The organism is Paracoccus salsus (assembly GCF_021556615.1).
GTDB lineage: Bacteria > Pseudomonadota > Alphaproteobacteria > Rhodobacterales > Rhodobacteraceae > Paracoccus > Paracoccus salsus.
The window spans coordinates 20565-46004 of the sequence record NZ_JAKGGD010000004.1; the positions used below are offsets into that span (position 1 = coordinate 20565).

The window sequence follows — 25440 nt, forward strand, 5'->3', positions numbered from 1 at the left end:
GAGGCCGGGGGCTTCAATATCGTTGTCGTCGGGTCGGTTCAGGCGGCAGCCAGATTGCGCAGCACGTAGTGCAGCACGCCGCCGTTCTTCAGATATTCGATCTCGACCTCGGTATCGACGCGGGCCCTCAACTGGATCGTCTTTTCGGTGCCGTCCGGATAACGGATCGTGCACGGAACCTGCGACAGCGGCTTGAATTCGCCTTCCAGGCCCTCGATCGAGATCGTCTCGTCACCGGTCAGGTTCAGCGAGTTGCGGTTGTCGCCTTCGGTGAACTCGAACGGGATCACGCCCATGCCGACGAGGTTCGAGCGGTGGATGCGCTCGAAGGACTCGGCGATCACGGCCTTGACGCCCAGCAGGTTGGTGCCCTTGGCCGCCCAGTCGCGCGACGAGCCCGCCCCGTATTCGATGCCTCCGATGACCACCAGCGGCGTGTCGTTGCCGGCATAGTCCATCGCGGCGTCGTAGATCGATTCCTGTTTGCCGTCCGGTCCCTTGGTGTAGCCGCCCTCGACGTCCTCCAGCATCTCGTTCTTGATGCGGATATTGGCGAAGGTGCCGCGCATCATCACCTCGTGGTTGCCTCGGCGCGACCCGTAGCTGTTGAATTCGCGCGGCGGCACCTGGCGTTCGGTCAGATACTTGCCCGCTGGCGTCGTTTCCTTGAAGGAACCGGCGGGGCTGATGTGGTCCGTGGTGATCATGTCGCCCAGCAGGGCGAGGATGCGGGCGCCTTCGATGTTGGCGATCTTGCCCGGTTCCTTCGACATGCCCTGGAAATACGGCGGGTTCTGGATATAGGTCGAGGTCGAGGGCCAGTCATAGGTCTCGCTGTCCGTCACCTCGACACCCTGCCAGCGTTCGTCGCCCTTGAACACGTCGCCGTATTTGTCGATGAACATCTCGCGCGTGACGACGCTGGCGACCAGATCGGCGACCTCCTTGGTGCTGGGCCACAGGTCCTTCAGATAGACGGGGTTGCCATCCTTGTCGGTTCCCAGCGGGTCGCGGGTCAGGTCGATATTCATGTCGCCGGCCAGTGCGTAGGCCACGACCAGCGGCGGGCTGGCCAGATAGTTGGCGCGCACATCGGGGCTGATGCGGCCTTCGAAATTGCGGTTGCCCGACAGCACCGAAACCGCGATCAGGTCGTTGTCGGCGATCGACTTGGAAATCGCCGGCTCAAGCGGCCCCGAATTGCCGATGCAGGTGGTGCAGCCATAGCCGACCAGGTCGAAGCCGATCGCGTCCAGATCGTCCTGCAGGCCGGCGGCCTCGAGATATTCGGTGACGACCTGCGACCCGGGCGCCAGCGATGTCTTGACCCACGGCTTGCGGGTCAGGCCCAGCTCGCGCGCCTTGCGCGCCACCAGACCCGCCGCCATCATCACCGACGGGTTCGAGGTGTTGGTGCAGGACGTGATCGACGCGATCACGATGGACCCGTCATGCAGCTTGTAGTCCTTGCCCTCGACCTCGCCCTCGGAAAAGCCCTGGTGACGACCGCCCGGCACATAGCCGGGATCGCGGGCGCCGCCCTCTTCGCGCCAGTCGATCTCTTCCTCCGGGGAGACGTCGGGGAAGCGCACGCCGCGCACCATCTTCAGGAACGCATCGGCCGACTGGTCCAGCGGCGTGTGATCCTGCGGACGTTTGGGCCCCGAGATCGCGGGCACCACCTCGGCCAGATCCAGATGCAGGGTCGAGGAATAGACCGGCTCATAGCCCTCGTCGCGCCACATGCCGTTTTCCCTGGCATAGGCTTCGACCAGCGCGATACGGTCCTTGTCGCGGCCGGTCTGTTCCAGATAGCGCAGGGTTTCCGCGTCGATCGGGAAGAAGCCGCAGGTTGCGCCGTATTCGGGCGCCATATTGGCAATGGTCGCACGGTCGGCCAGCGGCATGTTGTCCAGCCCGTCGCCATAGAATTCGACGAACTTGCCCACCACGCCATGCTTGCGCAGCATCGCGACGACCTTCAGCACCAGGTCGGTTGCGGTCACGCCCTCGACCATCGCGCCGGTGATGCGGAATCCGACGACCTCGGGGATCAGCATCGAGATCGGCTGGCCCAGCATCGCGGCCTCGGCCTCGATCCCGCCGACGCCCCAGCCCAGAACCGCCAGGCCGTTGACCATGGTGGTGTGGCTGTCGGTGCCGACCAGCGTGTCGGGATAGGCGACGGTCGCGCCCGTCTGGTCGGTGTCGGTCCAGACGGTCTGGGCCAGATATTCAAGGTTCACCTGGTGGCAGATGCCGGTGCCGGGCGGAACGACGCGAAAGTTCCGGAACGCCTTCTGGCCCCATTTCAGGAACTGGTAACGCTCGATATTGCGCTCGTATTCGCGTTCGACATTGAACTGGAACGCGCGCGGCGTGCCGAATTCGTCGATCATCACGGAATGGTCGATGACCAGGTCGACCGGGTTCAGCGGGTTGATCTTCTGCGCGTCGCCGCCCAGCGCCTTGATGCCGTCGCGCATCGCCGCCAGATCAACCACCGCCGGCACACCGGTGAAGTCCTGCATCAGGACACGGGCCGGGCGATAGGCGATCTCGCGCGGGTTCTTGCCGCCCTTTTCAGCCCATTCGGCGAAAGCCTTGATGTCGTCGATGCTGACGGTCTTGCCGCCATCCTCGAAGCGCAGCATGTTTTCCAGCACCACCTTCAATGCGGATGGAAGCTTCGAGAAATCGCCAAGTCCCGCCTCGGTGGCGGCGGCAATCGAATAGTAATCGACCTCTTGGTCCCCCGCGCGCAGCGTGCGGCGGGTCTTGGCGGTATCGGTTCCGGTCTGGATCGGCATCAGGGCCTCCCTGTCTGCAAGATGGATGGGTCTGGCATGCTTCCCTCCTGATTTGCCCGATGTGCCGGTGCCGCGCAAGGGTATCGTGGGAGGGATTGTATGCCATAGCATACCACGCGCCCTGCTGTTGCTCAAGGGGCACGGTGCAGTGTTCACGCATCGGCTAACAAAGCCTTGATTTGTGGCGTGCGCCGTGCAGCCGCTATGCAGGATGCCAGATATCACGAGACATGGATCGGGAAATGCGGAAACGGCCGGCAGGGCTAGGGACGGGCAGCGCGGCGTGGCGCTGCGCTGCGGCGGCACTGGCGGTCACGGCGTCTTTCCCGGTCGGACCGGTTGCGGCGCAGCAGGGCGCGTCCACGACTTCGGGCAGCGCGGCACCGGTGATCGCGGCTCCCGCCACGCCCGGGCGCGCGGTGCCCGGGGCGATGGGTTTCAATGCGGGCGCCGAGCGTGGCCTCAACAGTTTCTCACCCTTCGAATCGGTGCCGCCGTCGCTGGACAGCTTCACGCCGCCAGGACTGCCGGTGGTGGTCGAGCTTTTCACCTCGCAGGGATGTTCGTCCTGTCCGCCCGTGGACGCGATGCTTGCGGAGCTGGCCGGGGAACCCGGCGTCCTGCCGCTGTCCTATCACGTGGACTATTGGGATTATCTGGGCTGGGCTGATGAGTTCGCCCGACCGGAATTCACCGCGCGGCAGGAACGCTATGCCCGCGCCTCGGGCGAGCGTGCGCTTTACACACCGCAATTGATCGTGGACGGGCGCGATACGGCCGTCTCGCCCGGCCCCGCGGAGCTGATGGGGTTGATCGACGCGAACCGCATGTCGCCGGCGATGATCAGCCTGCGACGCGAATCTGTCGCGGATGGCGAGGTGATCGAGTTGATGCCGCTTTCCGATCTGGGCGGGCAGGTCGAGATCCTGCTGGTGCGCTATGCGCCCGAGCGCAAGAGCGACATGACGGCGGGCGAGAACCGGGGGCGGACGGTCACTTACACCAATGTCGTTCTGCATATGGACAGGCTGGCGCACTGGGATGGCATGGCGACGCTGAAGCTGACCATCAAGCCCGATGGTCAGCCGGACGCGCATTTTCCCGAGGATACGCGTCATGCGCTGCTGATCCAGAAACTGGTGGCGGACGAACAATATCCGGGTCCCATCGTCGCGGCGATCCGGCTGGACTGACGGGCCCGACCGACGACGCAGCTTGCAGATTGTGCATTTTCAGGTCAGCTAGCTGGCATGAGTGACTGGGTCATCGGCATCGCGGGAACGCCCGAGGGCGCACGCACAGCGTCGGCCCTGGCGCTGGCGGCGGCTTTTCTGCATGCGATCTTCGGCGCCTTGCAGAAAGGTCGGCACGACCCCTGGCTCAGCCGCGCTGCGATCGATCTCAGCTATGGGCTGATTGCCCTGCCGGTCGCGCTGTTCGTCGTGCCCTGGCCCGAGCCGGAACTCTGGCTGGCGCTGTTCGGCGCGATGGCGATCCACATCGCCTACAAGGTCGCGCAGGCGCTGACCTATGTTCGCGGTGCCTATACGGTGGTCTACCCGGTGGTGCGCGGCAGCGGTCCGCTGTTTGCGGTCATCGCGGCGGGCTTTGTATTCGGCGAGCGCTACAATCCGCTGCAGTGGGTGGGCATCCTGTTGCTGGTCGGGGGGATCTTCGGGCTGGCAGGCTACAACCGGTTGCGGCTGGTCGTCGGCCGCGAGACGCTGGGACCTGCACTGGCCTGGGCGCTGGTCACGGGCGGGATGGTCGCGGTCTATACCACCTATGACGCCTGGGGCATCCGGCTGGCCGCCGATCCGTTCACGTTTCTGGCATGGTTCTTCGTGCTGGATGCGATCTTCATGCCGCTTTGGAGCATGCGCCGCCTGATGCGCCTTGCACGCCACGAGATCGGGCCTCTGGCGGTGCGAGGTGTCGTCGGTGCATGTGTGGCCCTTGGCAGCTTCGGGGCCATCATGCTGGCCACCCGGATCGACGAGGTCGGCCGCGTGGCTGTCCTGCGCGAGACCTCGACCGTGTTTGCGGCCCTTGTCGGCTGGCTGATCCTGGGCGAAAAGGTGGGACCGGTGCGGACCGGGCTGATGGCGCTGATCGCGGCCGGTGCGGTGGTGGTGGAATTCGCCGCCTGAGACAAGGAATGATGCGATGAAGGAACAGAAACCCTGGATCAAACCGGCGCTCGAGCTTGGGCCGGTGCTGCTGTTCTTCATGGTGTTCATGCTGAAGCGCGGCGAGACCGTCTCCGTCTGGGGGCAGGATTACAGCGCCTTTGTCTTTGCCACGCTGATCTTCGTGCCGGTTCTGGTGCTGGCATCGATGATTCAGTGGCGACTGACCGGCAAGCTGGCGCCGATGCAGATCGCGACGCTTGTGCTGGTGATCGTGTTCGGGGGATTGTCGGTCTGGCTGAACGATCCGCGTTTCTTCAAGATGAAGCCGACGCTGATCTATCTGCTTTTCGCCGCCATCCTCGGCTATAGCCTGCTGGCACGCCGGAACTGGCTGGGCGCTGTCCTGTCCGAGGCGCTGCCGATGGATGCAGTGGGCTGGCGCAAGCTGACCTTGCGCATGACGCTGCTGTTCCTGGCTCTCGCAGCCGCGAACGAAGTGGTGTGGCGTCTGATGTCCGAAACGACCTGGGTCTATTTCAAGACCTTCGGCCTGCCCATCATCCTGTTCGTCTTTCTGATGGGCAATGCGGGGCTGTTCCGCGCCCACGCGATCGAACCGGGCCGCAAGGATCAGGACAGCTAGCGTGGCGGCGGCGACGATCACCTTGCCAGTGTCGGGCCTGCGCCTGGCTGTCTTTCTGATCAACATGGAGGGCGCCGATCAACGGCTGTCTGCCATGCGCGACAAGCTGGCCGCGGCCGGATTGCCGTTCTGCCGGATCGTTGGCGTCGATGGAAGGGCCAAGTCCTTCCCGATTCCGGAATTCGACGAGCGCGGCTATCGGTTGCTGCACGGACGGCGAACCTCGCCCGCCGAGATTGGCTGCTATCTCAGCCACATCGGCTGCGCGCGGGCTTTTCTCGACGGTGATGCCGACCTGGCGCTGATCCTGGAAGACGACGTGACGTTCCAGCCGGATTTCCTGGCGACGCTGGATCGCGCAGCGGCGCATCGTGAACTGTGGAACATCCTGCGCCTGACGACTGTCAACCGTGGCCGCAAGTTCCCGGTGCGAGAACTGGGGCCGGGCCGCTGGCTGGCGATCGCGCTGACCCGCGAGAAGGGGGCGGGGGCCTATGTCATCGACCGGCGCGCGGCGCGCTGGTTCGCGCGGGACCTGCTGCCGATGCGTCTGGCGTTCGACATCGCCTTCGATCTGGAATATCTGCATGGCCTGCGCGCCGCCTTTGTCGAGCCGCTTCCGGCCAGCCAGATTTCGTCCCACCCGACGCAGATCCAGTCCGGGGTCGCGGCAAGCAAGCTTCCGCGCTGGCGCTACGCCACGGTTCTGCCCTATCGCGCATGGCTTGAGCTGAGTCGCGTGATGTGCAGGGGGACACGGCTTGTCGTTGCGCGGTGGTTTTCAGGTGTTCGCCACGCCAAAGGCCGCGGGTCCGGCCAGAAGGCGTGACCAGCGCGGCTCGATCCGGCCAGGCAGGCGCGCATGCAGCATCCCAAGCGGCAGCGCCCAGGGCTGGCACAGCGCGGTGCGATAGAAATCGAACAGCCCGCGCCGCAGATAGGGCGTCCAGTGCGACAGCCGCAGCGGTCGCCTTTCGGTCGGAAAGCCAAGCATTTCCAGCGCCGCGAGCGTCTCGCCATGGTCGATCTGCACATCGACCCAGTTCCTTGCCGATCGGTCCAGCCCGAAGCCCAGGGCTTGCCGCCGGCCGCGCGCCAGCCATTGCTCAAGGGCAAAGTCGAAGAGATCGTTCTCGCGCGAGGTGATGTTGATGATTTCGGCCTGCTCGCCGGCGGGCGAGGTCAGGGCGGTTGCTGCCGTGTCGCGGAACTCGGCGCCGGTCAACAGGATCACGCGCCCGACACTGCCCGGATCGGCCTTGTGCAAGGCTTGCAAGGCGACCCGGCCGCCAAGCGAATGGCCGATCAGCGCAACCGGCCGCCCGGCCTGATCCGCCAGCCGGGAAACGAGCCCCGCCAGCGCCGCGCCAGCATCGCCCGCGTTTCTATAGGCCCGGCCAAGACTGCCGCGTGCCTCCCAGCCATAGGCCAGCGCCAGGCCTTCTTGCGGCTGGTCCGCGCCAAAACCCAGTGCGCGTGGCCACGAGGTTGCGCGGCGCGCGCGGTGGTCGGGATCAAGCGCAAGGATATGACGATGCGGGTCATGGGCAGGCTCCGAAGGCGAATATCGATATCCGTGAACCATCACGACGATGGGTGCGCCTTCGGGAAGCATCGCGGCGGTCTGCCACAGTCGCGGGCAAGGCGCGTGATTGGCGTTGACCCTGACGACCGGCATTGCAGATCTCCTGAACAGTCCCTGTCGGGCGAAGCGATATCCCGATGTTGCGACAGCGGCGTGAAAGAAATGTTAAGCCTGCGTGAAGCAGCGGCCTGTGCCGCCGCGCAGATCAATAAACTTTTTCTTTCATGGCTTTGTCATGGAAACATCATGGCGGATCCTGGCTGGTGTTGCGGTCGCGCGCGGGGCCGCCCGGGGATATGCGTGGCGTGATCGGACCGTCCTGCCAGACAGGCCAGGCTTCCATGCGATGCTTCCGCTGAACGGCGATGCACGGGCGCGACAGGCGCCGCGCCTGAAGCCGAATGATTTTGGGCATTGAAATTTGCCTGTGATCACGCCTATGTTGCAGATATGCGCAATGCTGCCGCAACTGCGGGTTGTAGGGCGCCATCAGTTTCTCAGCGTGGCATCTCTGGCCGAAGCCCTCCAGGCAGGCTGCTTTTGTCACGCGGAAAACCCGCTCCCAGGCGCGCAACTGCTGCCGCCGGGGCGAATTCGGACAGTGGCCCGGCCGGCCGAAGGTCGCCGGGTCCTTGCAAGGAACAGACGCGATGACGCGCGCCATGAACGGACAGGATCGCGAAGGGCAGGCCAAAGGCCGCGCCGGACCGGCCGACCGCTTCGTGGCAGCCTCGGCGTCCCCATCACACAGCAGCCATGATACCGCGTCGCCCTTGGCGCCGCCCGGCCCATGCCTGCACGAAAGACATAAACATGGCAAAGAAGATGCTGATAGACGCCACCCACGCCGAGGAAACTCGGGTGGTCGTGGCGGACGGAACCAAGGTCGAAGAATTTGATTTCGAGACGATAAACAAGCGCCAGATTTCTGGAAACATCTATCTCGCAAAGATCACAAGGGTCGAGCCCTCCCTGCAGGCAGCCTTCGTGGACTATGGCGGAAACCGGCACGGCTTTCTGGCTTTTGCCGAAATTCATCCGGATTACTACCAGATTCCGGCCGCCGACCGCGAGGCGCTGATCGCCGAGGAACGCGCCCAGGCCGAGGCTCAGGAGGCCGAGGAAAGCGCGCGCGGCAAGCGAGGGCGCGGCAGGTCCGCGTCCAGGGCCGAAAAGGCCGAGGCGGGCGACGAGACGCTTGCAGAAGAAACCGGCGCGAACGCCGACGACGCTGCCGCAAACGGGGACAACGACGCCGATTCCGATGACCACGGCGATGCCGCGGCCAAGGATGACAGCATCGAATCGGTGGCCGACGACGATGTCAGCGAAGAAATCCGCAGCACCAAGAAGTCTCGGCCGCGCCGCTACAAGATCCAGGAAGTCGTCAAGGTCCGGCAGATCATGCTGGTTCAGGTCGTCAAGGAGGAACGTGGCAACAAGGGTGCCGCGCTGACCACCTATCTTTCGCTTGCCGGCCGCTATTGCGTGCTGATGCCGAATACGGCGCGTGGCGGCGGAATCAGCCGCAAGATCACCAACGCCGCTGACCGCAAGAAGTTGAAGGATATCGCCGGCGAACTGGACGTGCCCAAGGGCGCGGGCCTGATCATCCGCACCGCCGGCAGCCAGCGGACCCGGACCGAAATCCGGCGTGATTACGAATATCTGCTGCGGCTGTGGGAACAGATCCGCGACCTGACCTTCAAGTCGGTTGCGCCTGCGCCGATCTACGAGGAAGGCGACCTGATCAAGCGGACGATCCGCGATCTCTACAGCAAGGAGATCGACGAAGTCCTGGTCGAGGGCGAGCGCGGCTATCGCGTCGCCAAGGACTTCATGAAGATGATCATGCCGTCCCACGCCAAGAACGTGAAGCATTACAACGATCAGATGCCGCTGTTCGCGCGTTTCCAGGTCGAAAGCTACCTCTCGGCCATGTTCAACCCGGTCGTGCAGCTGAAATCGGGCGGCTATATCGTCATCGGCGTGACCGAGGCGCTGGTGGCCATCGACGTGAATTCGGGCAGGGCCACCAAGGAGGGCTCGATCGAGGAGACCGCGCTGAAGACCAACCTGGAGGCCGCCGACGAGGTGGCCCGCCAGTTGCGCCTGCGCGACCTTGCCGGACTGATCGTCATCGACTTCATCGACATGGAAGAGCGCAGGAACAACGCTTCGGTCGAAAAGCGCATGAAGGATCGGCTGAAATCCGATCGTGCCCGTATCCAGATCGGTCGCATCTCGGGCTTCGGCCTGATGGAGATGTCGCGTCAGCGACTGCGCCCGGGCATGCTGGAATCGACCACGCAGCCCTGCCCGCATTGCCACGGCACCGGCCTGATCCGCAGCGATGACAGCCTTGCGCTGACCATCCTGCGCGCGATCGAGGAAGAAGGCACGCGCAAGCGGTCTCTCGAAGTTCTGGTCCGCGCGCCCGTGGCGGTGGCCAACTTCCTGATCAACGTCAAGCGTGAGCACATCGCCGGGATCGAACTGCGCTATGGCATGTCGGTCCGGATCGAGGGCGATCCGACGCTTATCTCGCCCGACTTCGCGCTTGAGAAATTCAAGACCGCGACCCGCGTCGTCCCCAGTTCCGCGCAGCCGGTCCTGTCGGTCAATGCCGACCTGATGGCGCAGATCGACGATGAGGACTATCCGGACGAGGACGAAGACGAGGTCGAGGCCGAGGTCGAGGTCGAAACTGCGGTCGAGCGGGAACCGGCCGAGGCCAGCCCCGTCGAGGACGCCCGTGAGGCCGCAGCCGAGGATGATGGCGGTCGCGGTCGCAATCGCCGCCGCCGGCGTCGTCGGCGGAAAACCGGTGACCGGGCGGATGAAGTTGGCGGCGACAATGGCGATCCGCAGGAGTCGGACGAGATCCCCGAGGCCGAAGCAGCGTCCGCACAGGACGCAGGCGCGGAACAGGATGACGTCGAAGGTCGAAAGCCCCGCACGCGTTCGCGCAACCGTCGCCGCGGTGGCCGTGCTTCCGTCGGACAGGATACCGGCGACATTGCCCTGCCCGAGGTCGTCGATCTGCGCGACCACAGGGATGAGGATCGTGCCGACTCGCTGCCGGGCGTCAATGCCGCCTATGACAAGAGCACGGCCGTCCAGGAGGCGCGCTCTGACGATGGCCAGGCCGAAGCGCTGGCCGACGCGCAGAACGAACCTGCGGCGGCAGACGTCTCTGCGACGGAACGCTCCGAGACGACCGCGGAAGCGATCGGTCAGGCCGAGCCCGCCGTCTTCCAGGCAGAGGCTGCGCCGGAACCCCGGCCTTCCGCGCCGCATGTCGACGAACACGTCGCGACCACCGAAGAAAGCCACCAGCCGACGATTGCGCTGGTGGACCACCCCGCAGATGCCGGCACCCCGCCTGACGACGCCGATGACGGCCGCGAGTCCGCAATGGCCGAAGCGGACGCCGAGGCGGAATCGGACCGGCCGAAACGTCGCGGCTGGTGGTCCGCCGGAAGCTGATCGACAGGGCGGGGCGCGATCGGACGCGCCCCGCCGCTCAACCGAGACAGGTCGGCGCACGCAACCGTGACGAATTGCCCCCCTGTGCCCGGCTTTGTCAGTGGCTAAGGTCCCGCCATGCTTGGAATCGAACTTGCCACTGCTGCGTTCCTGCCTGCCGCCTTTGTGGCGATGCTGGCCGGATTCCTGTCCTTCCTTTCTCCCTGTGTGCTGCCCATCGTCCCGCCTTACCTGGCCTATATGACAGGGGTCGGCGTGAACGGGCTGAAGACTGGCGAGCGCAGCGCCGTGCTGCCGGCGGTGTTCTTCGTTCTTGGTCTTTCGACCGTCTTTATCGTGATGGGCTTCGCGGCGTCCGCATTTGGCCGGGCGTTTCTTCAGTATCAGGACCTTCTGTCCAAGCTGGCCGGCGTCGCCGTGATCGTCATGGGCCTGCATTTTCTGCATGTCTTCCGGATCCCGATCCTGGACCAGGAGGCGCGAATCGAAACCGGCCAGCAGGGTGGGGGCGCGCTGGGGGCTTATGTTCTGGGACTGGCCTTCGCGTTCGGATGGACGCCCTGCATCGGGCCGCAGCTTGGCATGATCCTGTCTCTGGCAGCCACTGGCGGCGAATTGTCGCGCGGAACGGCGCTGCTGGGGGTCTATGCGCTGGGCTTGGGCGTTCCGTTCCTGCTGGCCGCAATCTTTATCAAGCGCGCCATCGGGCTGATGAACAGGCTGAAGCCCCATCTGAAGGCGATCGAGCGGGCGATGGGCGGCCTTCTGGTCATTGTCGGGTTGATGCTGCTGACCGGGGCTTTCTCGGCCTTTTCCTACTGGATTCTGGAAACCTTTCCGTCCCTGGCCTTGCTGGGCTAGGACCATGCCCGCGGTGCCCCTGTCCAGGCCGGTCGCCATACCGCGGCGATGGACCGGCCGCGCGATGCCCGTGCGTGCGCCAGGACAAAGCCGCGATTGATGGTGCCCGGCCTGGCGGGTTCTGGACTGGAACGATGGATAATCGGCCCGGACCGGGGCAGGGTCCATCCGTCGCCACCATCGCGGAGTTTGCGAAAGCGGGTCGGAGACATCACTGTCGCCAACGCGATCTGATTCTCGCCAGGCGGGCACATGGCGCATTGGGCGGACGCCCGCGAGGGCAAGGTCTGGCCGCAGAGTGCGCGAACCTTCTGGACCTGCGGATCGCAAGGGTCGGTCATCCGCTGGTGCCGGGATCGCCCGGCCTTTCAGGTCATATGGGCCCGCGCGATGTTTCGGCGCCTTTGTCGAGCGGTTGAAACCCGGCCACCGTTACAAAAGCCCCGCCGCATGCAGGCCGACCCCTGCCGCAGCCGCCAAGCTAAGCGTGGCCCCCATGCCCAGCCTCAGCGCGAAGATGGCTGCAAGTGCGAGGACCGACAGCATCGCCGCGACTGGGTCCAGCGTAGCGGGCAGCGGCAGTTCCATCCTCAACGGGCCGGGCGTCAGGCTGACGGTCTGGCGCCAGATGACATGCATCGCGAACCACACGGCAAGGTTCAGGATCACGCCCACCACCGCGGCTGTCACCGCCGAAAGCGCCGAGGCAAGCCGGGGATCGCGGCGCAGCGTTTCCATGTAGGGCGCGCCCAGAAAGATCCATGCGAAACACGGCGCAAAGGTCACCCAGGTTGCCAGCAAGCCGCCCGCGGTCCCCGCCAGAAGCGCGTTGTCCCAGCCGGCGTCCCGGAAGGCGGCCATGAATCCTACGAATTGCAGGACCATGATCAGCGGGCCTGGCGTGGTTTCGGCCATTCCCAGCCCGTCCAGCATCTCGCCGGGGGCAAGCCAGCCATAGCTGTCCACCGCCTGTTGAGCGACCCAGGCCAGCACCGCGTAGGCGCCACCGAATGTCAGCACCGCAAGTTTGGCGAAGAACGTGGCGATCTGGGTGAAGACGCTGTCGGGCAGCAGCCACCAAAGCGCCGCGACCGGCAATAGCCACGCCACCAGCGCAACCACCGCAGCGCGTCGCGTGTCGCGCACCAGCGCAGGAGAGGGACCGTCCTCGCCGCCCAGCACGGTCGCGGAATCGGGGATCCGTGTTGATTCGGGATCTGCCGCCGCGCGATTGTGGTGAAATCCGGAAAGTCCCGCCGCCGCACCCGCCCAGCCCGTCAGCGCCGCCAGTGCGATCACCACCGGAAACGGCGCGTCGAACAGGAACAGGGCCAGGAACGCGGCAAGCGCGATCAGGCGCATGGCAGGGTTGCCAAGCGTGCGGCGGCCGATCCGCAGCAAGGCCTGGATGATGATCGCCAGCACAGCGCTCTTCAGCCCAAAGAACATCGCAGAGACCACCGCGACATCGCCGAACGCCGCATAAAGCCAGCTGAGCGCCATGATCGCGGCGACGCCGGGCAGGATGAACAGGATGCCCGCAACAAGCGCGCCGCGCACGCCGTGCATCAGCCAGCCGATATAGGTCGCCAGTTGCTGCGCCTCGGGGCCGGGCAGGATCATGCAGAAATTCAGCGCATGCAGGAAACGCGCGTCGCCAAGCCAGCGGCGTTCCTCGACCAGGATCCGGTGCATCACGGCGATCTGACCCGCCGGCCCCCCGAAGCTGAGGGCTGCGATGCGCGCCCAGATCGGGACCGCCTCGGCCAGGGTCGGGCGCTGAAGCTCGGGGGGGCAAGGCGGGCCCCGCTCGTCGTCCGGTGTCCGTCCCGAGGGCAATTCCATCGGCGTTCTCTCTGGCGGAAGGCTGGCTGTGGTAGCGCTGTGATGACCTTCGCGCGCGGCACCGGGTGCGTCAAGCAGCCCTCTGCGGTGTTCCCCACGCTTGCAACCCGACCGTCCGGGATGTCAGAAGCCCACATGGATGACGTTCGGAAAGAGGATGCAGTCGCGCGATCCGCGCGGCAGGGGATGGTCGCGATGGTTGCGGCGACGTTGCTGTTGCCGGTGGGAGACGCCATCTCGAAGATTCTGACCGGCATCGTCCCGCCGTTCGAGGTGACGATGTGGCGCACCGTCATGCAGGCGGTGTTCCTGATACCTGTCGCGCTTGTGTTTCGGCGGCAGCTGACCGGATCGGTGCTGTCATGGCCGGCGCTGGCCTCGGGCGCGCTGATCTCGGTGGTGATGTTCTGCCTGATCAGCGCGTTTCAGCAGATGCCGATCGCGACCGCCATCGCGATCTTCTTCGTCGAGCCCCTGTTGCTGACGCTGTTGGCAGGCCCGCTGCTGAACGAGGTGCCGGGCCGTCGGCGGCTGATCGCGGTCGGCGTCGGGCTGATCGGTGCGCTGATCGTCATCCGCCCGAATTTCTCGGTGTTCGGGCCGGTCGCATTGCTGCCGCTTGGCGCTGCCCTTGCATTCGCATTGAACATGATCCTGCTGCGAAGCGCCACGCGCACGCGATCGGCCCTGTCAGTGCAACTTGGCGCGACGATCTTCGCGGCCGCGATGCTGCTGGCGGCTCATGCCGGTGCCGGGTTTTTCCTGGAGCGCGAAGGCGTCTCTTTCATCGAGGCGCCGGAGTGGGCGCAGCTTTCGGTCGTCGCGGCGGGTGCGCTGGCGGCCTTGTCCTTCGTGCTGATCACGGTCGCCTTCAGCAAGGCCGAGGCCGGGCTGCTTGCGCCCTTCCAGTATCTGGAAATCGTCGGAGCGACGCTGGTCGGCTACGTCATCTTCGGTGACCTGCCGGATGCAATGACATGGCTGGGCACCGGCATCATCCTTGCCTCGGGGCTGTATGTCTTTCATCGCGAACGTCACGCGCACGACTGACCGTTGCGGCAGTCAGAACGGATCCGGCATCTGGTCAAGCAGGGTGTCGGGTGTCATCGGAAAGCGATAGGGGCGCACGCCGCAGGCGTTGTAGATGGCGTTCGCGACCGCGCCGGCCGCACCGCATATTCCCAACTCGCCCACACCCTTGGCTTGCAGCGGGCTGGCGACGGCGTCACGTTCCTCAAGCAGGATGACGTCCAGCGCAGGCACGTCGCGGTGGACCGGGACATGGTATCCGGCCAGGTCGTGATTGACCAGGTGGCCGTCGCGCAGGTCGAATTGCAGCGCCTCGGTCAGCGCGCTGCCTATCCCCCAGACCATGCCGCCCAGGCATTGCGATCGTGCCGTCTTGGCGTTCAGCACGCGGCCAAACCCGAAAGCACCGGTCATGCGGCGAATTCTGGTCTCGGCGGTGAAGGCGTTGACGGCCACCTCGCAGAAGAACGCGCCGTATGTGGCCTGGCTGTAGTCCTTGCCGGTCCTGCCCGGTTCGATGCGACCGGTTTCCTCCAACATGTCCCCACCCAGCAGACCGACCAGCGTGTCGCTGCGGTTGCCGCCACGTGCAAGTCCGTCCTGCAAGGTCAGTTCCTCGGCGGCGACCCCCAGACGGCTGGACAGTTCCGCGCGGATCGCTTCGCAGGCACGCAACACCGCCGAGCCGGTGGACGCCGCCCCGAAGCTGCCGCCGGACCCGGCGCCGGGCGGCAGCCGGCTGTCGCCAAGCGCAACCGTCACCCGGTCGATCGGCGAGCCCAGCATTTCGGCCGCGATCTGCCCGAGTATGGCATAGCTGCCCGTGCCGATATCGGTCTGATCGCTTTCGACCTCGACCCGTCCATCCGGGTGCAATCGCACCCGCGCTTCGGCGGGGGCCAGCATGTTCACCCGGGCGGCTGAGGCCACGCCCATGCCGATCCACCATTCGCCTTCACGCGTCTGACAGGGACGGGCATGGCGGCGGTCCCAGCCGAACGCGGCGGCCCCCCGGTCCAGCGCCTCGACCAGTGTGCGCGAGGAAAAGGGAATACCCTCGCCGGGCGCTTTGTCGGGCAGGTTGCGCTTGCGCAGGGCGATCGGGTCGATCCCGGCGGTTTCCGCCAGCTCGTCCATCGCCGCCTCCAGTGCCTGCATGCCGACGGCTTCGCCGGGCGCCCGGACCGAGCCGGCGGTCAGCCGCGCGACCCGCGTCACCTGGACGGCCAGGCGGCGGTTGTCTCCTGCATAAAGGAATTTCGTCGCCTGGGTCACCGGTTCGGCAAATTTCTCGTCGGGCAGGTTCGACACCCGCGCCTCGTGGCCGAGGCCGACCAGACGCCCGGTCTCGTCGCAGGCCAGCCGCAGTCTCTGCCGGGTCTCGGACCGGCGAATGACGCTTTCGAAGACCTGCTGCCGGGTCAGAACCACGCGGACCGGGCGGCCCAGTTCGCGCGCGGCCACGGCCGCCGCAACCGCATCATGCGAAATGCCCAGCTTGGACCCGAAGCCGCCGCCGACATAGGGCGACACGATCCGGACCCTGGCCGGGTCGACACCCAGAGAAGCCGCCAGTTCCGGCACGTTGTAGGCGACCATCTGAAAGCTGCCATGCAGGGTCAGTTCACCCCCATCCCATGCGGCGATCGCGGCGTGGGGCTCCATCGCGGCGCTTGCATGTCCCTCGGTCCGGAAGATCAGGTCGACATGATGGGGGGCGTCGCGCATCGCCGCCTCCAGATCGCCCAGGTCCGTCGGCTTCTTCGGAGGTTCGACGCCGGCCGCGTCAGGATCGAAATGCGCCGAATCCGAGCTGTCCTCGTAGTCGATCCGCAGCGCCTTGGCGGCGGCGGTGGCCTGTTCGAAGGTCTCGGCCACCACCAGGGCCACCGGCTGACCCTTGTAGTCCACCTGTGTCACATCCTGTGCGGGCGCCTTGCCGGCCCCACCCTGCGCGGGGCGGCGCAGCATCGCGGGATCGGCGAACACCCCGAGCACACCGGGCATGGCGCTGACCTCGTCGCGGTGGATGGCCGTTACCCGGCCGTTGCTGACCCTGGCGCCGACAAGAACCCCCTCGGCGCAGCGTGGCAGGTCGTATTCCGCCGCATAGGGTGCGCGGCCCGTGACTTTCAGCGGGCCTTCGGGTCGATCCAGCGGCTTGCCGATCACGCCTTGCCGCATGTGGTCCAGAAGATTGCGCCGGTCGGGCGCGTCGTAGGTTGCGGACATGGCTCAATCCCTTGTGGCTTCGATCAGCACGGCGGCCAGGGTGCGGCGCGTCAGCGGGATCTTGAAATTATTGCCGCCAAAGCCGCGCGCATCCTTCAGCAGGATGTCGGCGGCGCGCTGGAAAACGGCCTGGCCGGGCGGCTGGCCGATCAGCGCGGCCTCGACCGCCGGATCGTGCCAGGGCTTGTGGGCCAGCCCCCCGAATGCCAGCCGCGCATGCGAGATCAGCCCGGATTCGACCTTGATGACCGCTGCGATGGACACCAGCGCAAAGGCGTAGGACGACCGTTCGCGGACCTTGCGGTAGATCTGCCGTCCGGGCGGCGGTGCCGGCAGGGTGACTGCGGTGATGATCTCGCCGGGTTGAAGCACGTTGTCCGGGGCCTCTGCCGTCCCCGGCAGGCGATGAAACTCGCGCAGCGGCACCTGACGCATGCCGTCCGGGCCCTGGATCTGCACGCAGGCATCCAGTGCGGCAAGCGCCACCGCCATGTCGCCAGGATAGGTGGCGATGCAGGCGTCGGAGGTGCCGAGGATGGCGTGGTTGTGGTTCACGCCCTTCAGCGCGTCGCACCCAGAACCGGGGGTCCGCTTGTTGCAACATGTGGACAGATCGGTGAAATAGCCGCAGCGGGTGCGCTGGCACAGATTGCCGCCCGTCGTCGCCTTGTTGCGCAACTGCGGGCTGGCGCCGGCAAGGATCGCCGATGAAAGCACCGGCCAGTGGCGGCGGATCAGCGGGTCGGCGGCGCAATCCGCGTTCGGTACCAGCGCCCCGATCCGGACACCGTCGCCCGCCCTTTCGATGCGCGACAGATCAAGGCGGGTTATGTCGATCAACGCGTCCGGCGTCTCGACCTCGAGCTTCATCAGGTCCACAAGGTTGGTTGCGCCCGCGATCGGACGGGCATGGGTCCCTAGCGCCTGATCCAGCGACGCGGCGCGGGAATAGGTGAATTCCCTCATGCCGAAGCCTCGCGCGGTTCGGTCTGAAGCACCTCGCGAATGGCGGCGATGATGTTGGAATAGGCCCCGCAGCGGCACAGATTGCCGCTCATGCGTTCCCGCAACTCGTCGTCGCTGGGGTCAGAGGGACCGGACAGGCCCTCGGTCACGACGCTTGGCCAGCCTGCCCGCAACTCGTCCAGCATGGCGGTGGCCGAGCAGATCTGGCCGGGCGTGCAGTAGCCGCACTGAAAGCCGTCATGGGTGACGAAGGCGCGTTGCAGGGCCGAGAGCGCCTCGGGCGAGCCCAGCCCTTCGATCGTGGTGACGTCGTCGCCGTCATGCATGGCGACGAGGCTGAGGCAGGCATTGATCCGTCGCCCGTTCACGATCACCGTGCATGCCCCGCACTGGCCGTGATCGCAGCCTTTCTTCGTGCCGGTCAGTCCAAGGTCAAGGCGCAGAAAGTCCAGAAGCGTCCGACGCGGATCGCCAGCGAAACTCCGCGGGGTTCCGTTGACGACAAGCCTGGCTTGCGGCGTATCAGGCATGATTTCCTCCTGCGGCCGTGTTGCGGGGTCGGCGGTCAACATGCGCTGTCCCGCAAAGTTCCATGCCGTCTCCGATTCCGGCGATTGAAATCCGCGAGGCGGCCCTTACCTGCCTCTGATGACGACTCCGTATTCCCTTCTTGATCTTTCGCCGGTGCCCGAGGGGTTCACGGCGGCCGACGCCATTCGCAACACGCTTGATCTTGCCCGCCACGCCGAGGATTGGGGATATCATCGCTTCTGGATGGCCGAACACCACAACATGCCCGGCATCGCAAGTTCCGCGACCGCCGTGCTGATCGGGCTGGTCGCGCAGGCGACCCGCAAGATGCGCGTGGGGGCCGGCGGGATCATGCTGCCAAACCACGCGCCGCTGACTGTCGCCGAAGCGTTTGGCACGCTTGCCACCGTGTTTCCCGACAGGATCGATCTGGGGCTCGGCCGTGCGCCCGGAGGCGATGGGGCGGTGATCCGGGCCCTGCGCCGCGATCCGATGGCCGACCGCTTTCCGCAGGACGTGGTCGAGCTGCTGGACTATCTGGGCCCTGCGCGCGATGAAGCGGCGGTGCGGGCGCTGCCGGGCGAGGGGACCGAAGTGCCGGTCTGGATTCTGGGCAGCAGTCTGTTCGGTGCTCAGCTCGCCGCCCATCTGGGCTTGCCCTATGCGTTTGCCAGCCATTTCGCGCCCGGCGATCTGGCACAGGCCCTGGCGGACTATCGGGATCGGTTCCGCCCTTCTCCCTGGCGCGATCGTCCTTGCGTGATGATGGCGATCAATGTCTTCGCCGCCGCCGACGCGGACGAGGCGCGGTATCTTCGCACGACGATGCAACTGGCCTTTGCGCGGTTGCGCAGCGGCATGCCGGGCAAGCTGCCGCGACCGACCCGTGACCTGGACGCCGAGATCGATCCGCGGATGCGGCGGCAGGTCGATCAGGCGCTGCGGATCAGTGCGGTGGGCGACAGGCATCAGGTCCACGATCAGCTTGCCACGCTGATCAGGACGCATGATCCCGACGAGGTGATCCTGACCGGTCAGATCCATGATCACGCCGCGCGGCTGCGCAGCTTCGGGATCGCCGCCGAGGTGATGCAGAATCTCTAGCCCGGCATGAGTCGCCCAGCAAGACGCGAAACGGCCGGCAGGGCGTGCCTGCCGGCCGTTCGTGTCGTCCGGGTCAGACGGTCAGATCAGCTTGCCCATCGCGACCGCTGTGTCGGACATGCGGTTCGAAAAACCCCATTCGTTGTCGTACCAGGTCAGGATGCGGCACAGCTTGCCTTCCATCACCTTGGTCTGGTCCATGTGGAAGATGGACGAGTGAGGGTCGTGATTGAAGTCCGACGAGACCAGTTTTTCCTCGGTATATCCCAGGATGCCTTTCAGCGCGCCATCGGCGGCCGCCTTGATCGCCTGGTTGATGTCCTCGACCGAGGTTTCGCGCTTGGCCTCGAAGACCAGGTCGACCACCGAGACATTCGGGGTCGGCACGCGAAGCGCGACGCCGTCCAGACGGCCTTTCAGTTCCGGCAGCACCAGGCCGACAGCCTTGGCCGCGCCGGTCGAGGTCGGGATCATCGACAGGGCGGCGGCGCGGGCGCGATACAGGTCCTTGTGCATCGTATCCAGCGTAGGCTGGTCGCCAGTATAGCTGTGAATGGTGGTCATGAAGCCGCGGTCGATGCCGATCGCGTCGTTCAGGACCTTCGCCACGGGCGCGAGGCAGTTGGTCGTGCAGCTGGCATTCGACACCACGATGTCGTCCTTGGTCAGCGTGTCGTCGTTGACGCCGAAGACAATGGTCTTGTCCGCGTTCTCGCCCGGTGCCGAGATCAGCACGCGGCTGGATCCGTTTTCCAGATGCGCCTGACATTTCTCTTTCGAGGTGAAGATGCCGGTGCATTCCAGCACGACGTCCACATCGCCCCAGGGCAGGTCCGCGGGGTTGCGGATGGCGCTGACCTTGATCGGCCCGCGGCCCACATCGATGCTGTTGCCGTCGACCTTCACATCGGCGGGAAAGCGACCGTGCACGCTGTCATAGCGCAGCAGATGAGCATTGGTCTCGACCGGACCCAGATCGTTGATCGCGACCACCTCGATATCGGTGCGGCCCGATTCGATGATGGACCGCAGCACGTTGCGACCGATGCGACCGAAACCGTTGATGGCGACCTTGACAGCCATGGTTCTCTCTCCCGACCAGATGATGTTGCGCCATGCTCTAGCGCGACCGTCCGGCCGATGCAAATACCCGTTGCCGAAGATGCCCGAAAACCGGACCCTGGGGGCCGAATGTCCGGACCGCCCTGCGGGGCCGGTCCGCGGCGGGCAGTTTCTGGTCCGCATGGGATGGCCTGGCGGCGACCCGATCAGCGCCAGAAGCTGAGATATTCGATTGCTCCGTCAAGCACCTTTCCACCCCGAACCGGAATGTCCAGATGCAGCCAGAGGCCGTCTGCGACGAGCAGCGCGACGATGAGGATGGCTAGCGCGATCGCGATGCGGTTGGTCATTGGTGTCCCCTTGACCCGCTTATCCCGCGACCGTCGGCCCCGGACAAGTCCGCGCAGCGGTCAAGCTTCCTCGTCGTCATCATCCGGTAGAATCAGGGTCAGATCACCGGCCTCCTCGAGCCTCCGGATCGCGGCGATCACTTCGGTCTTGGCGTCCTCGATGTCACGCGCGCGGACCTTGCCCAGTCCTTCCATCTCTTCGCGCAACCCGTCCGCCATGCGCTGCGACAGGTTTGTCAGAATGAACTCGGCTGCTGCAGCGTCATCGGGGTCCGGTGCAGACAGCGCGCGCAGCAGCACGGGTTGCTCGACCTCGCGCACGATCCGCGGCACGTCGCGCGTTTCGATCCGGTGGGGGATGTGGCCGAAGATGAAGATCGCACGCCGTACCCCGCCGGCAAATCCAGCGTCGTCCTTTTCCAGGGTTTCCAGGACCTCGTCGCGCAAGTCCGCGGTGGCAAAGTTCAGGATCGCGCCGATGCGGTCGGCCGCGGGCGTGTCGATCGCGGGCCGGGGCAGCGCATCGGCAGCCTGAAGCAGGATCAGCCCGACCCGCTGCAGCGCCTGCGGCGTCACCGCGCCGGTCATCGACATCGCCTGCGCCACGGCCCGCGCCCGTTCGCGCGGCAGGGCGCTGAAGATGTCCGAGGCCCGGACCACCGGCAGCTTGGAAAGCATCAACGCCACGATCTCGATCGATTCCGAGTTGGCAAGCGTCAGGATGTTGTCCTTCGACAGCGTCGCCACACGTTGCCACGGATCACCACGACCCGACATCGCGGCCAGTCGGCGCAGGCGATCGGTGCTGTCCTCTGACAGCTTGCCGCCCAGCATTGCCAGCGTGCCGTCCAGATTGCCGGGGAAGGTGACCCCGACCGATTCAAGCCGATCGCAGAATTCCGTGATGACGGCATCACGGGTCTTGCGGTCGATGAGTTCCATGCCGGCCATTTCCTCGGCCAGCATCGTCTGCGCATCGCTGTCCAGCCGTGACAGGCTGACAACCTCGTCATCGTCCAGCAGAAGCCGCACGATCACCGCCGCCTTCTGCCGCTGGCTGAGTCCGGTCTGCGCGTTCATCATCTGCCCCCGATCATCCCTGTGCTTCCGCCATGCAGGAAATCTGGCATATATTCCCTAACGCGCCGTTATCCGTGCACGAAAATCACAAGGGATTTGAATCGAATACGCGCGAAAAGATCCGGTCGACGTTCTTCGTGTGATAGCCAAGGTCGAACTTCTCTTCGATCTGCGCGGGGGACAGGGCCGCTGTCACCTCGGGATCGGAGAGCAGTTCTTCCTTGAAATCCTTGCCATGCTCCCAGACCTTCATGGCGTTTCGCTGGACCAGACGATAGGCATCCTCGCGTGACACGCCGGCCTGGGTCAACGCCAGCAGGACCCGCTGGCTCATCACCAATCCCTTGAACTTGTTCATGTTCGCGAGCATGTTCTGGGGATAGACGACCAGCTTTTCGATCACGCCGGCCAGGCGGTTCAGCGCGAAATCGAGGGTGATCGTCGCGTCAGGGGCGATCCCGCGTTCGACCGAGGAATGGCTGATGTCGCGTTCGTGCCACAGGGCGACATTCTCCATCGCGGGAATCACGGCCATGCGGACCAGCCGGGCGAGACCGGTCAGGTTTTCGGTCAGCACCGGGTTGCGCTTGTGGGGCATCGCCGACGACCCCTTCTGGCCGGGGCTGAAGAACTCCTCGGCCTCCAGAACCTCGGTGCGCTGCATGTGCCGGATCTCGATGGCGATGTTCTCGATGCTGCTGGCGATGACGCCGAGCGTGGCGAAGAACATCGCGTGACGGTCGCGCGGAATGACCTGGGTGCTGATCGGCTCGGGGCGCAGGCCCATCTTCGCGCAGACATGCTCTTCGACCGCCGGGTCGATATTGGCGAAGGTGCCGACCGCACCACTGATGGCCCCGGTCGCGATCTCGTCGCGGGCGCGTTCCAGACGCACCCGGCCGCGGGCCATTTCCGCATAGAAGCGCGCGAAGGTCAGACCCATGGTGGTGGGTTCGGCATGAATGCCGTGGCTGCGGCCGATCCGCAATGTGTCCTTGTGCTCGTAGGCGCGTCGCTTCAGCGCGTCCAGAACCTTGTCCATACCGGCCAGAAGGATATCGGCGGCGCGCACCAGCTGGACGTTCAGCGTCGTATCCAGCACGTCGCTGGACGTCATGCCCTGATGGACAAATCGCGCCTCGTCGCTGCCGATATGTTCAGCCAGATGGGTCAGGAAGGCGATCACGTCATGCTTGGTCACGGCCTCGATCTCGTCGATGCGCGCGACATCGAATTCGACATCCTTCGCGCGCCAGACCGCCTCGGCGTTGGCGCGTGGGATCACGCCCAGGTCGGCCTGGGCGTCGCAGGCATGCGCCTCGATCTCGTACCAGATGCGGAACTTCGTTTCGGGCGACCAGATCGCGGTCATCTGGGGGCGGGCATAGCGAGGGATCATGGCGGACTCCTTGTCATTGGCGCGGGCATAGCCTTGACGTGCCGCATGGGCAAGATTTGATGGCGGGCAAGCCGCCGCCTGCGGAACATTCCACCGCCCGCGCGGGTTCATGAGACAAATCACGCTGCATTTCCGGAGGCGACGACGATGCGACCGACCGACGACGATATTCACAACCTGACCGAAGCCGACCGCACCAGCCAGACACGGTTCGGGCCGCGTCCGGTGCCAAAGGGACACAAGACCGCCAGCCCCTATCCGCACAAGCCGATGCGGGCCAGCCGGGTCATCCCATCGGCGCCGATGTCGCCCGACGGTCGTCATGCCTATCCGGCACCTTCCCTGTCCAGCAAGATAATCGTCTGGGGCGGGGTGGCCCTGGGCGTCGCGGGGCTTACGGCCGGGGCGCTGATGGCGGCCCGCAAGCTGTCGGACTCCGGATCAGAGGATCGGCCGCGCCCGCATCGCCGTGCGACGAAGCAACGGACGCACGCGCCGGCCTTCGCCGGGATGACGCCCGACGAACAGGAGGCCGTGCGCCGGCGGGTCCGCGATCAGGCCCGGCGTGACAGCAGGGAATCCGCTCAGGCCAGGGCAACCGCGGCCGAGCGACGCGCGCCGCCGCGCGGCAACCTGGCCCACGAACTGACGGATACGGCAAATGACCTGTCGCGCAGCCTGAACGGCGTGGCGCAGTCGCTGGTTGCGGCATTCCAGGGCTTTCGCAGTGTCGCGGCGCAGGCCAAAGCCATCGTAAGCGAATTCGCGGAAGCTGCCGAGTCGGTCCGCAGCGCCCTGCGCGACGGGCATGACGATGGGCGCCCCGCGGCGGACCAGCCGGCGCGCCGGGGTGACGACGATCCGGACGAAAGGCGCCGTCACAACTTGTAGGCGCGTCCGTCGGCGCGATAGCGTATCCGGGACATGCAAGCGAAAGCAGACGGAATGGGACATGGCGACCGCCGCGGCGTTTATGACGCGCTGTTCGGAGATCTGGACGATGAGACGCGCCGCCGCTACCGGCTTGGCAAGACCGAGGGCGGGGATGGTGGCCGTGCCGAGGAGGGGCGGCCCGGATCCGTCACCCCGGATGTAGCAGCGATGCGGTTGCGGGACCTGCAACGAGGCGATCTGATCGCGATCGCGAAGGCCACCGTGACGCAGATCGGCGCCGACCGGGTTACGGCGGTTGCCGGCGGTGTGACCTTCTTCGGTCTGCTGTCGCTGTTTCCCGCGATCACGGCCTTCGTGTCGCTCTATGGCCTCGTCGCCGACCCGGACACGATTACCCGTCACATCGACACGCTGCAGCGGTTCCTGCCGTCCGGTGCGCTGGACATCATCCGCTCGCAGGTCGAATCGATCGCCGCCTCGCCCCGTTCGGCGCTGTCTCTGGCTGGCATCGCAGGGCTGCTGCTTGCGTTCTATTCCGCGAATGGCGGCATGAAGGCGCTTCTCTCGGCTCTGAACGTGGCGTTCTTCCAGCGCGAGACGCGGGGCTTTCTTCGGCTCAATCTGGTGGCGATGTGCTTCACCCTGGGTGGGCTGCTGACGCTTGCGCTGATGCTGGGCGTGGTCGCGGTGGTCCCCGTCCTGCTTGCGATGCTGCCTCTGTCCGCCGGCAGCGAGATGCTGGTGACCCTGGTGCGCTGGCCAGTGCTGTTCACCGTGCTGATCCTGGCTCTCGCAGCGGTCTATCGCTGGGGACCGGCGACGCCCAATTCGCGCTGGCGCTGGATTTCACCGGGCGCGGTCTTTGCCGCCGTCGCCCTGGTGATCGCTTCGATGCTGTTCAGCTGGTATGCGGCGAATTTCGCGAACTACAACAGGACTTATGGCTCGCTTGGTGCGGTGATCGGCCTGATGATGTGGCTGTGGCTGAACGCGACCATCGTGCTGGTCGGCGCGGAACTCAATTCCGAGGTCGAACGCCGGATGCGGCGATTGGCCGGCGAGGATGTGCCGGATGCGGCGGAGGCATGATGATCGGATCTCCCTATGTCGCCCTGGTCCTCGCGATCGGACTCGAGGTCGTCGGCACGTCCTTCCTGCAGCGTTCGGAACAGTTCACGCGGGCCTGGCCGACTGTCGGCATGGCGCTATGCTATCTGGCCAGCTTTTACCTTCTGTCGCTCAGCCTGAGGGTGCTGCCACTTGGAATAGCCTATGCCATCTGGAGCGGGCTGGGGATCGTGCTGGTCGCGCTGATCGGGTTGCTCGTCTTCGGTCAGCGGCTGGACCTTCCGGCCGCGATTGGTCTGGGGCTGATCGTGACCGGGGTGATCGTGGTGAACCTGTTCTCGAAGACGATCGGGCACTGAA

Annotated in this window: 22 protein-coding genes; 11 read left to right on the forward strand and 11 right to left on the reverse strand. The window is 65.6% G+C overall.

Annotated elements, in window-relative coordinates:
* Positions 1–38: 38 nt before the first annotated feature.
* Positions 39–2810, reverse strand: coding sequence for an aconitate hydratase AcnA (acnA, locus tag L1965_RS09370; protein WP_235756172.1), 2772 nt, complete (start codon positions 2808–2810; stop codon positions 39–41).
* A gap of 242 nt (positions 2811–3052) precedes the next feature.
* On the opposite strand from acnA, the gene L1965_RS09375 reads away from it, so the two are divergent.
* From L1965_RS09375 to L1965_RS09390, 4 genes are read left to right on the forward strand one after another with little or no spacing between them, the layout of a single operon-like run.
* Positions 3053–4003 (forward strand): DUF1223 domain-containing protein, encoded by a 951-nt coding sequence (locus tag L1965_RS09375; RefSeq protein ID WP_235756173.1) that lies wholly within the window; start codon positions 3053–3055, stop codon positions 4001–4003.
* A gap of 57 nt (positions 4004–4060) precedes the next feature.
* Positions 4061–4960, forward strand: coding sequence for an EamA family transporter (locus L1965_RS09380; RefSeq protein ID WP_235756174.1), 900 nt, complete (start codon positions 4061–4063; stop codon positions 4958–4960).
* 16 nt (positions 4961–4976) lie between these two features.
* A complete protein-coding gene (locus L1965_RS09385) occupies positions 4977–5585 on the forward strand; it encodes an inner membrane-spanning protein YciB (protein ID WP_235756175.1) in 609 nt (202 codons plus the stop codon).
* A gap of 1 nt (position 5586) precedes the next feature.
* Positions 5587–6414 (forward strand): glycosyltransferase family 25 protein, encoded by an 828-nt coding sequence (locus L1965_RS09390; protein WP_235756176.1) that lies wholly within the window; start codon positions 5587–5589, stop codon positions 6412–6414.
* Here L1965_RS09390 and L1965_RS09395 read toward each other — a convergent pair.
* On the reverse strand, positions 6367–7263 hold the full coding sequence (locus tag L1965_RS09395) for an alpha/beta fold hydrolase (RefSeq protein ID WP_235756177.1): 897 nt from the start codon (positions 7261–7263) through the stop codon (positions 6367–6369). The two genes, L1965_RS09390 and L1965_RS09395, sit on opposite strands and share 48 nt — an antisense overlap.
* Before the next feature lie 151 nt (positions 7264–7414).
* Entirely contained in the window at positions 7415–7834 is a 420-nt protein-coding gene (locus L1965_RS09400) for a hypothetical protein (RefSeq protein WP_235756178.1), read from the reverse strand.
* A 149-nt stretch (positions 7835–7983) separates the two neighbouring features.
* Between L1965_RS09400 and L1965_RS09405 the strand changes: the two genes are divergently transcribed.
* Both L1965_RS09405 and L1965_RS09410 read left to right on the forward strand, forming a co-directional pair.
* On the forward strand, positions 7984–10659 hold the full coding sequence (locus L1965_RS09405) for a ribonuclease E/G (RefSeq protein ID WP_235756179.1): 2676 nt from the start codon (positions 7984–7986) through the stop codon (positions 10657–10659).
* Positions 10660–10776: 117 nt separating this feature from the next.
* Positions 10777–11520 carry a cytochrome c biogenesis CcdA family protein gene (locus L1965_RS09410; RefSeq protein WP_235756180.1) on the forward strand — a complete coding sequence of 248 codons (744 nt, stop codon included), beginning with the start codon at positions 10777–10779 and terminating at the stop codon, positions 11518–11520.
* Between the two features lie 432 nt (positions 11521–11952).
* Here the strand turns inward: L1965_RS09410 and chrA are convergent, their stop codons facing one another.
* The gene (chrA, locus tag L1965_RS09415; RefSeq protein WP_235756181.1) at positions 11953–13365 is read right to left on the reverse strand and encodes a chromate efflux transporter; all 1413 of its coding nucleotides are present in this window, start codon (positions 13363–13365) and stop codon (positions 11953–11955) included.
* 135 nt (positions 13366–13500) lie between these two features.
* On the opposite strand from chrA, the gene L1965_RS09420 reads away from it, so the two are divergent.
* On the forward strand, positions 13501–14415 hold the full coding sequence (locus tag L1965_RS09420; RefSeq protein ID WP_235756182.1) for a DMT family transporter: 915 nt from the start codon (positions 13501–13503) through the stop codon (positions 14413–14415).
* 12 nt (positions 14416–14427) lie between these two features.
* Here L1965_RS09420 and L1965_RS09425 read toward each other — a convergent pair whose 3' ends face one another.
* From L1965_RS09425 to L1965_RS09435, 3 genes are read right to left on the reverse strand one after another with little or no spacing between them, the layout of a single operon-like run.
* Complete coding sequence (locus tag L1965_RS09425; RefSeq protein WP_235756183.1) at positions 14428–16626, reverse strand: xanthine dehydrogenase family protein molybdopterin-binding subunit; 2199 nt, start codon at positions 16624–16626, stop codon at positions 14428–14430.
* Between the two features lie 3 nt (positions 16627–16629).
* Positions 16630–17592, reverse strand: coding sequence for an FAD binding domain-containing protein (locus L1965_RS09430; RefSeq protein ID WP_235756184.1), 963 nt, complete (start codon positions 17590–17592; stop codon positions 16630–16632).
* Positions 17589–18122 carry a 2Fe-2S iron-sulfur cluster-binding protein gene (locus L1965_RS09435; RefSeq protein WP_235756185.1) on the reverse strand — a complete coding sequence of 178 codons (534 nt, stop codon included), beginning with the start codon at positions 18120–18122 and terminating at the stop codon, positions 17589–17591. Before L1965_RS09435 ends, L1965_RS09430 begins: the two co-directional genes overlap by 4 nt.
* Before the next feature lie 118 nt (positions 18123–18240).
* Between L1965_RS09435 and L1965_RS09440 the strand changes: the two genes are divergently transcribed.
* Positions 18241–19227, forward strand: a complete 987-nt coding sequence (locus L1965_RS09440) for an LLM class flavin-dependent oxidoreductase (protein WP_235756186.1) — start codon at positions 18241–18243, stop codon at positions 19225–19227.
* Between the two features lie 81 nt (positions 19228–19308).
* Here the strand turns inward: L1965_RS09440 and gap are convergent, their stop codons facing one another.
* The 4 genes from gap to purB all read right to left on the reverse strand — a co-directional run bounded on the left by gap (position 19309) and on the right by purB (position 23118).
* Positions 19309–20310, reverse strand: coding sequence for a type I glyceraldehyde-3-phosphate dehydrogenase (gene gap / locus L1965_RS09445; RefSeq protein ID WP_235756187.1), 1002 nt, complete (start codon positions 20308–20310; stop codon positions 19309–19311).
* Between the two features lie 185 nt (positions 20311–20495).
* Positions 20496–20639: a hypothetical protein gene (locus L1965_RS09450; protein WP_235756188.1), complete on the reverse strand. Its 144-nt coding sequence runs from the start codon at positions 20637–20639 to the stop codon at positions 20496–20498.
* A gap of 60 nt (positions 20640–20699) precedes the next feature.
* Positions 20700–21722 carry a FliG C-terminal domain-containing protein gene (locus tag L1965_RS09455; protein ID WP_235756189.1) on the reverse strand — a complete coding sequence of 341 codons (1023 nt, stop codon included), beginning with the start codon at positions 21720–21722 and terminating at the stop codon, positions 20700–20702.
* Positions 21723–21804: 82 nt separating this feature from the next.
* Positions 21805–23118: an adenylosuccinate lyase gene (purB, locus tag L1965_RS09460; RefSeq protein ID WP_235756190.1), complete on the reverse strand. Its 1314-nt coding sequence runs from the start codon at positions 23116–23118 to the stop codon at positions 21805–21807.
* Between the two features lie 147 nt (positions 23119–23265).
* On the opposite strand from purB, the gene L1965_RS09465 reads away from it, so the two are divergent.
* The 3 genes from L1965_RS09465 to L1965_RS09475 are packed head-to-tail and all read left to right on the forward strand — an operon-like array spanning position 23266 to position 25439.
* On the forward strand, positions 23266–24009 hold the full coding sequence (locus L1965_RS09465; RefSeq protein WP_235756191.1) for a hypothetical protein: 744 nt from the start codon (positions 23266–23268) through the stop codon (positions 24007–24009).
* Between the two features lie 54 nt (positions 24010–24063).
* Complete coding sequence (locus L1965_RS09470; RefSeq protein ID WP_235756192.1) at positions 24064–25101, forward strand: YihY/virulence factor BrkB family protein; 1038 nt, start codon at positions 24064–24066, stop codon at positions 25099–25101.
* Positions 25101–25439 (forward strand): SMR family transporter, encoded by a 339-nt coding sequence (locus L1965_RS09475; RefSeq protein WP_235756433.1) that lies wholly within the window; start codon positions 25101–25103, stop codon positions 25437–25439. The genes L1965_RS09470 and L1965_RS09475 overlap by 1 nt, the downstream gene beginning before the upstream one ends.
* Position 25440: the final 1 nt, after the last annotated feature.